The organism is Chlorogloeopsis fritschii PCC 6912 (assembly GCF_000317285.1).
Classification (GTDB): domain Bacteria; phylum Cyanobacteriota; class Cyanobacteriia; order Cyanobacteriales; family Nostocaceae; genus Chlorogloeopsis; species Chlorogloeopsis fritschii.
Map to the genome: position 1 here is coordinate 60,781 of NZ_AJLN01000017.1, position 11,894 is coordinate 72,674.

The following is an 11,894-nucleotide window of genomic DNA, read 5'->3' on the forward strand; positions in this document are numbered from 1 at the left end:
CTAATTGTATCCTGTGAGTTAGGAGAAATCAGAGTTACACTCGAAATGAATGTTGGTATCTTTAGGAGGAATTTGGATCTCGCACTGTATTGAGCTAGTTACATTGTTTTTACAAGTAGTTTTAAGAAGTTTAACTAGCGTTCTTTATTCAGTCTTTCATATTGATATGAAATTCGGGTGAAATTTTGAATGGCGACTACTATTGTTTAGGCAGAGTATCAACGTATTTACTGTCATAGATGTCTACAACGCTTCTGCACTCAGGTAGAAAGAGTGACTAATTATTAAATGCGATCGCTTTTTGCTTTAATAATTGACAACTTTAATCAGCAAAAAACTTGCTAGTCAATTCTCTAAAATTCTATGGATTATTAGCTTGGTTATCTATTCGTTTAGTATTGTCTTTTTGGCTAGTTGCTACTTCCATCAGTTGTGAGTATCAGCGTTTCACGATACACCGCACTACTATCCCAAAAATCCTTAATTCTAACAGCGCTACTAGAACTAACGCAATAATTTTCCACTCTTGGATCTCTTTTTCTTGCTCTGTTGTGCTAGCTATGTTTTTCTGTAGCGATGTTTACGCTTGGGGTGTTGATGCAGTACCAGCGGCTACAGTGAGTCATACCTCATCTAAAACGGTTGGAATTTACCTTCAGCCTTTGGTGTACAGCTTAATTCCAACTGATACTGAAATAGATTTTAAAACTTACTTTTAAAACTTATCTATGGTCTTTATAACCAGATAAAATAGCACCTAAACATTTAATTCATCAAAGTGTTCTGCCATAGAACAATACAAATCGATGATATGGCTATCAACCAATTTGTAATAGATATTCCGATTTTATGACTCAGGAGCCGTACACTTGCAAGACGCAAGCACGGCTCGGCTCCAAGTCCTTAGACACCACCAACTACCACGCTTAGGTTAAACCTAACCACAGCAGTAAATTTTACCTGGTACAACAAGAAGATTTTCTAGTTTTATTTAGCACAGCCACAAACAGATTGGCATTGAGTGCAGACTTCACCACTTTGATGACTATTGGCACAAGCTTCACAGCAGTAAGGTTTGCCGTCCTTCATCACAGCTTGATCAATGGGAACAACACACAGGCAAGTACCACAGGCGCATTTGACTTGGTTTACTGTTGCTGCCATAGCTTTACTTTCTCCTTTTTGTTGTGAAATTATTAGATCAGAGGCAAGAGTAGCGATCGCTGCCTTGGCTCGACAAGAATATAATATCAGTCAATACTGATATGTAAAAATAATAAAGCTTTTCGAGATATTTCAATGATTGCTAAAACTAAAATCGCCAAAACTCAAGCAGCCAACTTGAAAGTCAAACTGTTTCGAGGATTTTCTGACCACTCACGTATGGCTATTCTCAATGCATTACGTTCTAGACCGCTAACTGTCAACGAAATTGTTGAGATGACAGGACTCACTCAGTCTAATGTTTCTAACCATCTTGGGTGTTTGCGCTGTTGCGATTTGGTTGTTCGCCAACAGCAAGGGCGTTTTGTTTACTATCAACTCAGTGATGAACGAATAGCCAAGCTTCTTGACCTAGCTGATGAATTACTAGCTGATGTCGCTTTAGGTGTAAACCAATGCGATCATTACGATTAAGGGCATATTTTATTTATTCTCCGGAAAACTCGTTGTTCACGGATTTAGATTGGGTTTTGCATAGCATTCCACAATCGTTAGAGAGGTTGATTTCTTCCCATCGAAATAACTGAAAGTTAGATTAGGCAAGCTTGTTCGTGTAACCCATACTCTAAAGATTTATCTAAGCATAATTTTGTTTTTGTTTTAATTGAGTTAACCATTTCAACAACATGACACTCGATGAGGGCTGCAATTATAGCCTCTTTACTTGGAAAGTATTGATATAATGAGCCAATACTCACACCAGCTAATTCTGCAATCCGGTTAGTATTGGTTTTCGCGTACCCATCTTTAACTAAAATGCGAGCAGTTGCAGTGAGGATTGCATCTACAGTTATTTTTGAGCGTTCCTGTTGTGGAAGTTTACGCGGGTTTGTGATAATTTTGCGTCTCCTGTTTTGGTTCATGAAAATACGAGTTGAAGATATGATTGGTTCTTATATTTTTAAAGGTGTCATCTAAAGCTAATGTAAAAGCTTTTTTGGCGTTGCTGAATACAGGGATGAATAGATTTATGTAAGTACAGTTTGATACCTCAGATAGTGTAGTAATAATTTAATTGAGTATCTAAGCATTTCTTCTGACTTAGAATAACACAAGGTTTTTCGGTGGAGTCGTGCAAGATAATGCCGTAATCGGGTGTTCTCATTTTCAACTCGTGTCATGTATGTTTTGCTTATAATTTGGTCTCCATCAGAGATAAAACTTGGGTAAACTTTCCAGCCATCTGTCACATAAAAATAGCTTTTCCATTGTTTAACAATTTCCCACAATGGTTTAAACGTTTCAGCACTACGGTCTCCTAAAACCCAGGCTAAAATACCTTGACTAAAGTGATTTACTGCTGTCCACAGCCAAAGAGTGTTTTTTTTGAACCTATAAATGTTTCCAACTCATCCAATTCTCCTACTTCTGGAATAGCCTCTTCCTTTGGGACATCTGGAAGCTTTTCCCCTAATTGTTTAACCCAATAAATTATAGTAGTATGATGAACACCTTTAACTCGTTCAATTGCTCTAAAACCCATACCATTGAGGTACATTTTTAAGCATTCTTGTTTTAGCTCCTCAGAATATCCTTTGGGCGGATCATACACGTCGATAAATTGGCGCTCGCATGAGAGACAGATGTGATTCTGTTTACCTCTTCGTTTTCCGTTCTTCCGTACTCTCGTAGACCCACAGTATGAACATTGCACAGTAGATGACCTCAATTCATCCCTCTATTATGCAACGCCGCTTTTTTAAAGCAAATAATACTAACAGCGTCATCGTGGCTTGGACAGTCTAGTATCTATATGGGTTTGCCCGGCTTTGTTGCTCCTTTTTAAATCCTACACATGTAATACTTGTAAAATGCGACAATCCAAACGTAAACTCATAGAAACGAATGTTGGTTAACCCTGCCTCGCTCATCATCTTTGCCAGAACTTTTGGAGCAAGGCAAGTGTTTCCCCAGCGCCATTGAAACCAAAAACCGAGTAGCCCTGGACGTGTTACCGCAAGGATAAGCGGTGCACCTGGGTGTAAAACCCTTACCATTTCTTGGAGTCCCACAGTAGGGTTTGGCAAATGCTCTATCATATGGGCACTTATAACCAAGTCAAAGGTTTTGTCGTGAAATGCTAATGTATTGACATCACCTTGATAGATTTGGTGATTTACACCTGTTTGCAGAAAATGTTGGTGTGCCTTTGCCAACATCTGTGAAGAAATATCCACGCCAATAACCTGTATTTTGGAACTCACGGTTTTGGCTAAAGCTAGACTGAAAGCACCTGTACCAATACCACAATCACATACAGTTGAGCCGTCTCGGAGATGATCTAGCACGGCAGATTGTTGCAGAGATTGGAATAACTTGGCATAGGCGCGGCTGACACCAAAATGCTGGACGAGATGATGCCAATCTGGAGCCGCCTGATTATACATTCGGGTTAGCTGCTCGTTTGTCGGCCAAACTCGCTGAATTGAAATTTGCCACCATCCTATCGTCCATTCCATTGACGAACCTCCTTTGACAAACGCGATTTAAAACCTTGCGAACAAATCTGGCACTCTTGTTAAACTGTTGTAGTTTCAATGTCGCGTATTCACTGGTTTTAGCAACTGCTCGAAAGGATAGTTGCAAGGATAGTTTGAAGGATAGTTTTTGGACAAGTGTGGAGTACTTCACTGATTAAGTATCTCAAGCAAATCCTCTGGAATAGACCTCTGCTTTGAATCATCAACGTTTACTCTACCAGGTCGCAGCTCGCGCATTCGTCCAAACAACCAAGTCAAAGGAATTGCAAGCACAGTTGGCAGAATTTGTCCAGCTATTTCTTTGAAATCTCTCTGTATCCACGCCAGTTTCAGCATTTCCCAATGAGCGAATGCATGAGGCAAAGGATAAGCCTGACCGAGAATGTGCGCCCTTTGCAACGCCGTCCACGCAGTTTCGTAATCCTTAGCTGCAATGGCTGTTTTGGCTTTGCGTAATTCTGTTTCAAAATGTTCGCGGACAATTGCTTTCATTTGTTTCTCCTATCAATGCTAGAAATTAATCGGGTTGTTAAGTATCCCTGATTGTGAGAAGGTTTTTGACGCTCCTTGACGTTCTAGTTACAATGTTGCCTTCTCGTCGAATTCAGACATTAACCGAAAGGATAGTTGAGAGGATAGTTTTTAAGAGGAATGATATTTTCACAGAAGGCGGCGGTGCTTACTTCAATATTCCCAATTCTCTAGCTTGATGTACTGCTTGAGTGCGATTGCTCACGTTTAGCTTGCTGTAAATTTTGCGGGCGTGCCATTTAACGGTGGCGAGGCTAACGAAGAGTTTGTCAGCGCTCGCGTGATTGGAAAGTCCTGTTGCTAGGTAGCGCAAAACCTCTAGTTCGCGATCGCTTAATGGCTCAATCAAAAGCTCAACTGTAGCAGATGTTTCTTTGTTAACCGCACCAAAAGCAGCCAACAAACGGCTGATATATTTAGGATTAATCCCCCTTGAGGCAGCATGACGAAGCAACTCCATCATTGGCTGACCTTCATCGACAGATATACGTACATAATTTCCTTGATGTGGAAGATTAAGTGCTACTTCCAAGATGCTCAATGCTTGTTCGATATCTCCGTAGGCTTGCCATCCCAAGGCTTGTAATATCAAGATTTCCATGACTCGTGCTTTGCGTCCGCCTGCTTTGGCAAAATCATACAGTCGAGAAAGCAATCGCATCGCATTATCCAAGTATGGCTCAGATATTTTTGCTGACTTGCCACGAACAAGCAGCACCCTTGCTAAGGTTAGGTAATCGAGTTCGGAACCACATAGCAGTCGGTCGGTAAAACTATAGCGAAGTTCGTCATCTACACTTAGTCCGCTGTCTTCTGCCCAGGCGATCGCTGACTCTAAATTCCCCTGCGCCAGATGCAATCTGGCTTTACAAGCTGCAACAGAGAGAATCGTTGGCCACAGCCAAGGTTGACACTGCTCGGCTGCCCAAATTGCCTGCCATGCGGCTTGGGTTTCTCCTTGTGCCATAAGCACTCGTGCTAGGGTTATATAACCCATCATCACCCCTGGCTGTTGGGCTTGAATACCTCGCTCAATACTTGCGCTCAGGTGTTGTGCGGCTGACTCCAGTTGGTTGCACTCTCGCAAAAGTTCGCCCATCGCCACCTTTACCAAAACGCCCGCGTAGGTTGATAAGCAATCCCGTTCGGTTGCCAGGTTTATTCCTTGCTGACAAAGTGCGATCGCGTTGTCTATTTGACCGCGCAATGCCAAAAATTGTGCTTGTAAATACAATGGAGCAATTGCTGGGTCTGCAACACCTGCTTTTTGACAAAGTTTGGTCACATCGGGAAGCACCTTTTGAGCTTCTGCAAAATTGTCCGCAACAAAGTAGGTGACACCCAAATTCAACAAAATCATTGCTCGGAACCAAGAATCATCTTTGGGTAACTGCTGCAAGCCTTGCTTGATTAGAGTACTCGCTTTGGATACCTCTCCTTGCCCTCGCGCCTGCACACCCTTAAAGGCAGTCACAAGCCCCGAAAGTATCTCCGAGTCACCCTGCTGTTTGAGCAGAGGTTCAATATTTTGCAAGGCTGCTGCTGCGTCTGCAAGTTGACCGAGTGAATCGAGTGACCAAGCGTAGGAGAGTAACAACCACGGGCGAGTCGAGACCATCTCGTGTGGTAGTGCCTCACAGGTTTAGTCAAAATGTAATAAATCAGCTATCTGCACTAAGTGGAGACGATTTTAATATCACATTCATGAAGACTTTAACCTCGCACCACTGGGGTGCCATCATATTCGCTGGGGAGATTATTGACCGCGCTTATCATGTAGAGTTTGTAAATTTAGGTGCCAATGTTGTCACTCAGCAAACAAGAGAAATCAATCAGCTACGAAGCTGGCTCAAAAAAATCTACAATATAGACTATGTCGGATCAGCGGCTGCAGGTTCGGCTGCTGATACTCCTGACACTGAACGCAGTCTTCTTAATCCAAAGTCATATTCAGAATAATTGACCAGACAGTGCAGTAATAGTTGAAAGTGCTTTTATCTGTTACTGGCTGACCCTTTTAGAGATATGCTACGTTTAGGTTTTACCCCTCAACGTAGCCACTAATCTTAATACTTAGCTCTTGTAACACCACTCCTATTTCAACACTTTGTTCTGCTTAAATTCCAAGATATCTCAGCAACAAAATTGAACGATATTTTGTGTTTATTTATAATATTGTCTAATTTTCAAAAACTGCTTTCGATACCTTTCCATCCTTTACTACTGGCATATTTTGCTTAGGCAGTAAAATTTTACCAAACTTAGCATATAAAGCAGGTAAAACCACTAACGTTAAAGCCGTAGAAGTAAACAAACCACCCAATACTACTATCGAAAGTGGTTGGAGAATTTCTTTTCCTGGCCCGCTCTCAATTACTAAAGGCGCTAATCCTAAAGCCGATGTAAAAGCTGTCATCAAAATGGCATTGAGACGTTCCATTGAACCTTTGATTAACAGTTCCTTAAGTGGCATTCCTTCCGCAAATTTAGTGTTGTAATTATCTACTAGTAATAAACCGTTACGAGTAGCAACACCAAACAAAGTGACAAAGCCAACCAAAGAGGCAATAGAAATAATACCACCACTCAAAGCCACTGAAAATACTCCCCCGACTAATGCCAAAGGCAAATTAATCATAATCATGGCGGTAGAAGGAATAGATTTCACTGAAAGGTACATGATGACTGTAATAGCAACAAGGGCTATGGCACTGAAAATTAAGATATTTTGAGTGGCTCTTTCTTCTGCCTCAAATTGCCCTGCATACTGAATGTAGTAACCCGGAGGAATTTGTACTTGTTGCTTTACTTTATCTCGAATTTCATTCACAATAGAGCGCAAATCTCTACCACTAGCATTAGCAGAAACAACTATTAAACGAGAGACATTTTCTCTGTTGATAGTGTTTGGCCCAGTACCATTTTCAATTGTGGCAACTTGTGCTAAAGGAATTTTTTGACCGTCAGGAGTATCAACTAACAAATTGCGAATTGTATCCAAGTTTTGACGTGCATCTGGCTTTAACCACACAAGTAAGTCAAAAGTTTGTTGTTTCTCCAAAACTTGAGACACAACTCTACCATTAAGGGCAGTTTCGATAATTTCAGAAAGTTTTCCTACTGTCAATCCGTATCTCGAAGCAGCCGGACGGTTAAACTTAATTTGTATTTGTTCGATTGGTATTTGCGGTTCTAGTTGTAAATCTACAATCCCATTCACAGTTTTCATTACATTATCAACTTGCTGTCCAATAGTGCGGAGTTGTTCTAAGTCACTGCCGAAAATTTTCACTGCGATCGCACTTCTCACACCAGACAACACTTCATCCATACGGTGAGAGATAAAACCACCAATATTCGGTGCTACTCCCGGTAACTTCGCAAATTCTTCCCGTAGCTTCTCAATTGTCCCCTCCCTATCTTTCATCCCTGCATCACTTAACTCGATGTCCAAGTGTCCTAAATTTACTCCTGCTGCATCCCCATCACCAGGCGCACGTCCAGAACGTAACTGTACGTAGGGAAATCTAGAGTCTCCCTTCAGAGCGTGTTGAAGTGCTTCACCAGCTGCATTGGTGGTTTCTAGAGACACACCAGGATAAAGAGTCAGGGTATTCACCAAAGTTTGCTCCTGAAACTCTGGTAAAAACACTCTTCCAAATGAGGGAACAATCAAAGTTGCTGCTACCAAACTCGCAATAGCTAGAGCTATGATAATTCCAGAACGTCGTAGAGAAAAATTTATTAAAGGATAATAAAGGCGCTTAAAAAATCTTGCTACCCAAGGTTCAGTTTCTGGTAAGTGACCGTAAGGCAACAATATTGCACATAAAGCTGGAGTGACCGTTAATGCTGTGATACTAGAAGCAATCACAGCCGCCATATAACCCAATCCCATTGGAATAAAAATGCTACCTTCTACGCCAGTCAAAGCAAATACTGGTGAGAAGACAACTATAGTAATAATGGTGGCTCCAAATACAGAATCACGTACTTCTTGACAACCGTCAAATACCACATCTAAAACAGGACGTGGTTTGGGAGAATATTTATTTTCTCGCAGGTTACGGTAGACATTTTCAGCATCAACAATTGCATCATCAACTGCGGAACCAATTGCAACTGCTAACCCTCCCAAAGTCATGGTATTTAAACCTTGCCCTACCCAATTTAGTAGTAGTACTCCCACCAACAAAGACAAAGGAAGAGCTGTTAAACAAATAGCTAAATTGCGCCAATTCATTAAAAATGGAATTAAGATAATAGCAACAATAATGCTGCCTTCAATTAACGCTTCTCGAACATTTTCAATCGAAGAATCTATATAATTTTCCTGGCGAAAGGTAGGGGTAACTTTAATATCCTTGGGTAAGCCTGCTTTAATCTCTGACATCGCCGCCTCAATTGCACGGGTGACAGTGGGAGTATCGGCTTGTGGCTGTTTATTAATCATTACAATCACTGCCTTTTGACCGTTAAAGGTGCCATCACCTCGTTTGATCGCTGCACCGATTTGCACGTCGGCAATATCTGATATTTTTACAGGTGTACCATTGCGAGCAGTAATTACAGATTGCTGTAGTTCTTCTATAGATTCAATTCGCCCTATACCCCGAATTAATTTTTCACGGTCGGGAGTAATTAAATAACCACCAGGAGCATTAACATTAGCAGCAGAGGCGGCTTGCTCTACGTCTTCTAAGGTGACATTAAAAGCTCTGAGTTTTGCTGGATCTACTAATACTTGATATTGGCGGCTATCACCGCCGTATGCTACTACCTGAGAAACACCTCCGACAGCCAAAAGGCGGTTTGTTACTTGCCAATCAACAATGCGCCGCACTTCCATTAAGGAAGTGTTTTCTGATGTAAAGGCGTATTGCAGTACAGTACCAATGGGGGAACTCGTAGGGGAAATTTGCGGTGTTTCAACTCCTTCTGGAAGTTTACTTTGCGCTTGTTGCAGTCGCTCTGTTACTAGCTGGCGAGCTTGATAAATTTCACTTCCCCAGTTAAAAATAACTTTAACAACGGAGATTCCAGACGCACTGGAAGAACGTACTGCTGTAACTCCCGGAGTACCATTAATTGCACTTTCAATTGGTAAAGTGACTAGAGATTCGATTTCCTCTGGTGCAAGTCCTGGTGCTTCCGTTTGAATTTCTACTTGGGGTGGAGCGAAACTGGGGAAGACATCCAAGGGCATTTGGATAATTGTACGAAATATCCAAACAGTAACGATGATTGTACCCAGAATAACTAACCAACGGCGAGCGATCGCCCATTTTATGATAGAACTGAGCATTTTAAAACTTTAGGCAAGTGAAAGATTGTAGTTTGATCGCAGTGCTTGTGCATTGGCTAGCCTTTACCCCAGTTTCTCAAAATAAAATGAAATCAGTATGAAATTTCATATGTCAATTTTGTTTACCACTCCAGTACTGTTCCCACTCTATTCACCTTTTCAACTTCTGACAAAGTTTGCTTAGGTATTAAGTAATTACCGAACTTAGAGTACAATGCAGGCAATACAAGTAATGTTAATGCTGTAGAAGTAAACAACCCTCCCAGCACTACTACTGCTAAAGGTTGCAAGATTTCCTTACCTGCGCCCGTACCAATGACTAAAGGGATCATTCCCAAAGCTGAGGTGAGAGCCGTCATTAAAATAGCAACTAAGCGCTCCATTGAACCCTCAAATATGACTTGCCGCAGACTCATTTTCTGTGCCAGCTTGTTGTTGTAGTTATCTACTAGTAGCAATCCGTTACGTGTCGCTACTCCAAACAGAGTTATAAATCCTACCAACGAGGCCACAGAAATTATTCCACCCCCTAAAGCAATGGAAAATATGCCCCCCACCACTGCTAAAGGCAGATTAATCATAATCATCAGCATTGCTGCAACAGATTTAACAGCAAAGTACATTAAGACTGCAATAATGACAATTGCCAGTCCTCCAAATACCAGTAAATTATAGGTAGCTCGTTGTTCTGATTCAAACTGACCACCGTATTGAATAAAGTAACCTGTGGGTAGTTGTACTGAGTTTTTGACTTGAGCTTGAATTTCATCTACTACAGAGCCTAAATCTCGACCTGATACGTTTGCAGACACTACAATGAGGCGAGAAACATTTTCCCGGTTAATTGTGTTGGGGCCAGTGCCGTAGTCTATACTGGCGACTTGAGCAAGAGGAATTTTTTGACCTGTAGGAGTATCTACTAGTAAGTTACGGATAATATTTAAGTTATTGCGAGCATCTTCTTTTAACCAAACCACCAAGTCAAATAGTTGCTGCTCTTTGAGAACTTGGGAAACAACTCGTCCGTTCAGAGCAGTTTCCACCATCTCAGTCAAATTACCGACAGTTAAGCCGTAGCGAGCCGCTGCTTCTCGGTTAAAATTAATTTGCAACTGTTTAATCGGGACTTGGGGTTCAAGTTGTAAGTCAACAAGTCCCTCAATTCCATTTACAGCCGCTAGCACTTCAGTGCCAAGGCGACGCAGTTCTTCTAAGTTAGGGCCGAAAATTTTGATTGCGATCGCACTCCTTACGCCAGATAATACCTCATCCATGCGGTGAGAAATAAAACCGCCGATATTCGGTGCAACTCCGGGTATCTTCGCAAATTCGGCTCGCAGTTTCTCAATACTTCCTTCCCTATCTTTCAATCCCTCTGCACTCAGTTCTACATCTAAATGTCCCAAGTTAACTCCACCTGCATCTGCATCACCAGGGGCACGTCCGGATCTTAACTGCACTGATTTAAATCGTTTATCATTTTTGAGCGCATCCTGCATCACAAATCCAACTTGATTGGTTGCTGCTAGAGAACTCCCTGGATAAAGCAGAACTGCGTTTACTAAAGATGGTTCCTGAAACTCCGGTAAAAACACCCGCCCTAAACTTGGTAGAATAAGCAAAGAAGCTACTAAAGATGCTCCAGCAACTGCCAAAATAATTGTGGGGAAGCGAATAGAAAAATTCAGCATTGGTCGATAGAGTCGTTGCGATAAAGCACTCACCCAAGTATCATCTGCAGGTAAGCGTCTGTTCGCTAATAAAATCGCGCATAAAGCTGGGGAAAGGGTCATTGCTACAAAGGTAGAAGCAAAAATTGACACTAAGTAAGCAACCCCCATCGGCGCAAATATCCGCCCTTCCACGCCTGTAAGTGAGAAAATCGGTGCAAAGACAACGGCAATAATTATAGTAGAAAAAATTACACTAACTCTTACTTCGACAGAGGTATCATATACTACTTTAAATGGGTGTACAGGAGTTCCTGCTAACTGATTCTTTCGCAAGCCTCGGTAAGCGTTTTCCATATCTACAATCGAATCGTCTACCACCGAGCCAATTGCGACAGCCAAACCTCCCAGTGTCATAGTATTAATACCTTGACCAAACCAACCCAAAATTAACATACCAATTAGAACTGACAAAGGAATTGCACTGAGGGTAATAACGGCAGTGCGCCAGTTCATCAAAAACATCAGCAAGATAATCGAAACGATGATAGTACCATCACGTAGAGAACTGGTAACATTTTCAATTGCTGCTTCAATAAAGTTTTCCTGGCGAAAAGTTTCTGTAACTTTGACATCTTTGGGCAAACCAGCTTTAACTTCCTCCATTGCCCTTTCAATGGCTCT

The 11,894-nt window shown here is 41.6% G+C and carries 11 protein-coding genes; 3 read left to right on the forward strand and 8 right to left on the reverse strand.

Going from position 1 to position 11,894, the window contains the following annotated elements:
• Positions 1-987 precede the first annotated feature (987 nt).
• The gene (locus UYC_RS36225) at positions 988-1,164 is read right to left on the reverse strand and encodes a metallothionein (protein WP_071588478.1); all 177 of its coding nucleotides are present in this window, start codon (positions 1,162-1,164) and stop codon (positions 988-990) included.
• On the opposite strand from UYC_RS36225, the gene UYC_RS38725 reads away from it, so the two are divergent.
• Positions 1,103-1,264: a hypothetical protein gene (locus tag UYC_RS38725; RefSeq protein ID WP_016877595.1), complete on the forward strand. Its 162-nt coding sequence runs from the start codon at positions 1,103-1,105 to the stop codon at positions 1,262-1,264. The genes UYC_RS36225 and UYC_RS38725 overlap by 62 nt on opposite strands.
• 35 nt (positions 1,265-1,299) lie before the next feature.
• Complete coding sequence (locus UYC_RS0101340; protein WP_016877596.1) at positions 1,300-1,638, forward strand: ArsR/SmtB family transcription factor; 339 nt, start codon at positions 1,300-1,302, stop codon at positions 1,636-1,638.
• 116 nt (positions 1,639-1,754) lie between these two features.
• Here the strand turns inward: UYC_RS0101340 and UYC_RS0101345 are convergent, their stop codons facing one another.
• From UYC_RS0101345 to UYC_RS0101365, 5 genes are all read right to left on the reverse strand, one after another.
• Positions 1,755-2,087, reverse strand: a complete 333-nt coding sequence (locus UYC_RS0101345; protein WP_016877597.1) for a TetR/AcrR family transcriptional regulator — start codon at positions 2,085-2,087, stop codon at positions 1,755-1,757.
• Positions 2,088-2,192: 105 nt separating this feature from the next.
• A protein-coding gene (locus tag UYC_RS36230; protein ID WP_085951640.1) for an IS1 family transposase occupies positions 2,193-2,878 on the reverse strand; the annotation gives its coding sequence in 2 pieces (ribosomal slippage) (positions 2,193-2,554 and positions 2,554-2,878; 687 coding nt in all).
• Positions 2,879-2,966: 88 nt separating this feature from the next.
• Positions 2,967-3,683, reverse strand: coding sequence for a class I SAM-dependent methyltransferase (locus UYC_RS0101355; protein WP_016877598.1), 717 nt, complete (start codon positions 3,681-3,683; stop codon positions 2,967-2,969).
• A 168-nt stretch (positions 3,684-3,851) separates the two neighbouring features.
• The gene (locus UYC_RS0101360; protein WP_016877599.1) at positions 3,852-4,196 is read right to left on the reverse strand and encodes a DUF3703 domain-containing protein; all 345 of its coding nucleotides are present in this window, start codon (positions 4,194-4,196) and stop codon (positions 3,852-3,854) included.
• A gap of 187 nt (positions 4,197-4,383) precedes the next feature.
• The gene (locus UYC_RS0101365) at positions 4,384-5,853 is read right to left on the reverse strand and encodes a LuxR C-terminal-related transcriptional regulator (protein WP_016877600.1); all 1,470 of its coding nucleotides are present in this window, start codon (positions 5,851-5,853) and stop codon (positions 4,384-4,386) included.
• A gap of 11 nt (positions 5,854-5,864) precedes the next feature.
• Between UYC_RS0101365 and UYC_RS0101370 the strand changes: the two genes are divergently transcribed.
• Positions 5,865-6,194 carry a DUF305 domain-containing protein gene (locus tag UYC_RS0101370; RefSeq protein WP_235083054.1) on the forward strand — a complete coding sequence of 110 codons (330 nt, stop codon included), beginning with the start codon at positions 5,865-5,867 and terminating at the stop codon, positions 6,192-6,194.
• Between the two features lie 220 nt (positions 6,195-6,414).
• On the opposite strand, the gene UYC_RS0101375 is transcribed toward UYC_RS0101370, so the two are convergent.
• Together UYC_RS0101375 and UYC_RS35200 are read right to left on the reverse strand one after the other, a co-directional pair.
• Entirely contained in the window at positions 6,415-9,540 is a 3,126-nt protein-coding gene (locus UYC_RS0101375; protein WP_016877602.1) for an efflux RND transporter permease subunit, read from the reverse strand.
• A gap of 122 nt (positions 9,541-9,662) precedes the next feature.
• Positions 9,663-11,894: efflux RND transporter permease subunit (locus tag UYC_RS35200; protein ID WP_039751979.1), on the reverse strand; the 2,232-nt coding region annotated here is incomplete at its 5' end.

What these genes read in the sequence shown, in the direction of transcription:
- UYC_RS38725 (WP_016877595.1), top strand. Translation starts at nt 1,103, where the DNA reads ATGGGAACAACACACAGGCAAGTACCACAGGCGCATTTGACTTGGTTT.
- UYC_RS36225 (WP_071588478.1), bottom strand. Translation starts at nt 1,164, where the DNA reads ATGGCAGCAACAGTAAACCAAGTCAAATGCGCCTGTGGTACTTGCCTG.
- UYC_RS0101340 (WP_016877596.1), top strand. Translation starts at nt 1,300, where the DNA reads ATGATTGCTAAAACTAAAATCGCCAAAACTCAAGCAGCCAACTTGAAA.
- UYC_RS0101345 (WP_016877597.1), bottom strand. Translation starts at nt 2,087, where the DNA reads ATGAACCAAAACAGGAGACGCAAAATTATCACAAACCCGCGTAAACTT.
- UYC_RS0101355 (WP_016877598.1), bottom strand. Translation starts at nt 3,683, where the DNA reads ATGGAATGGACGATAGGATGGTGGCAAATTTCAATTCAGCGAGTTTGG.
- UYC_RS0101360 (WP_016877599.1), bottom strand. Translation starts at nt 4,196, where the DNA reads ATGAAAGCAATTGTCCGCGAACATTTTGAAACAGAATTACGCAAAGCC.
- UYC_RS0101365 (WP_016877600.1), bottom strand. Translation starts at nt 5,853, where the DNA reads ATGGTCTCGACTCGCCCGTGGTTGTTACTCTCCTACGCTTGGTCACTC.
- UYC_RS0101375 (WP_016877602.1), bottom strand. Translation starts at nt 9,540, where the DNA reads ATGCTCAGTTCTATCATAAAATGGGCGATCGCTCGCCGTTGGTTAGTT.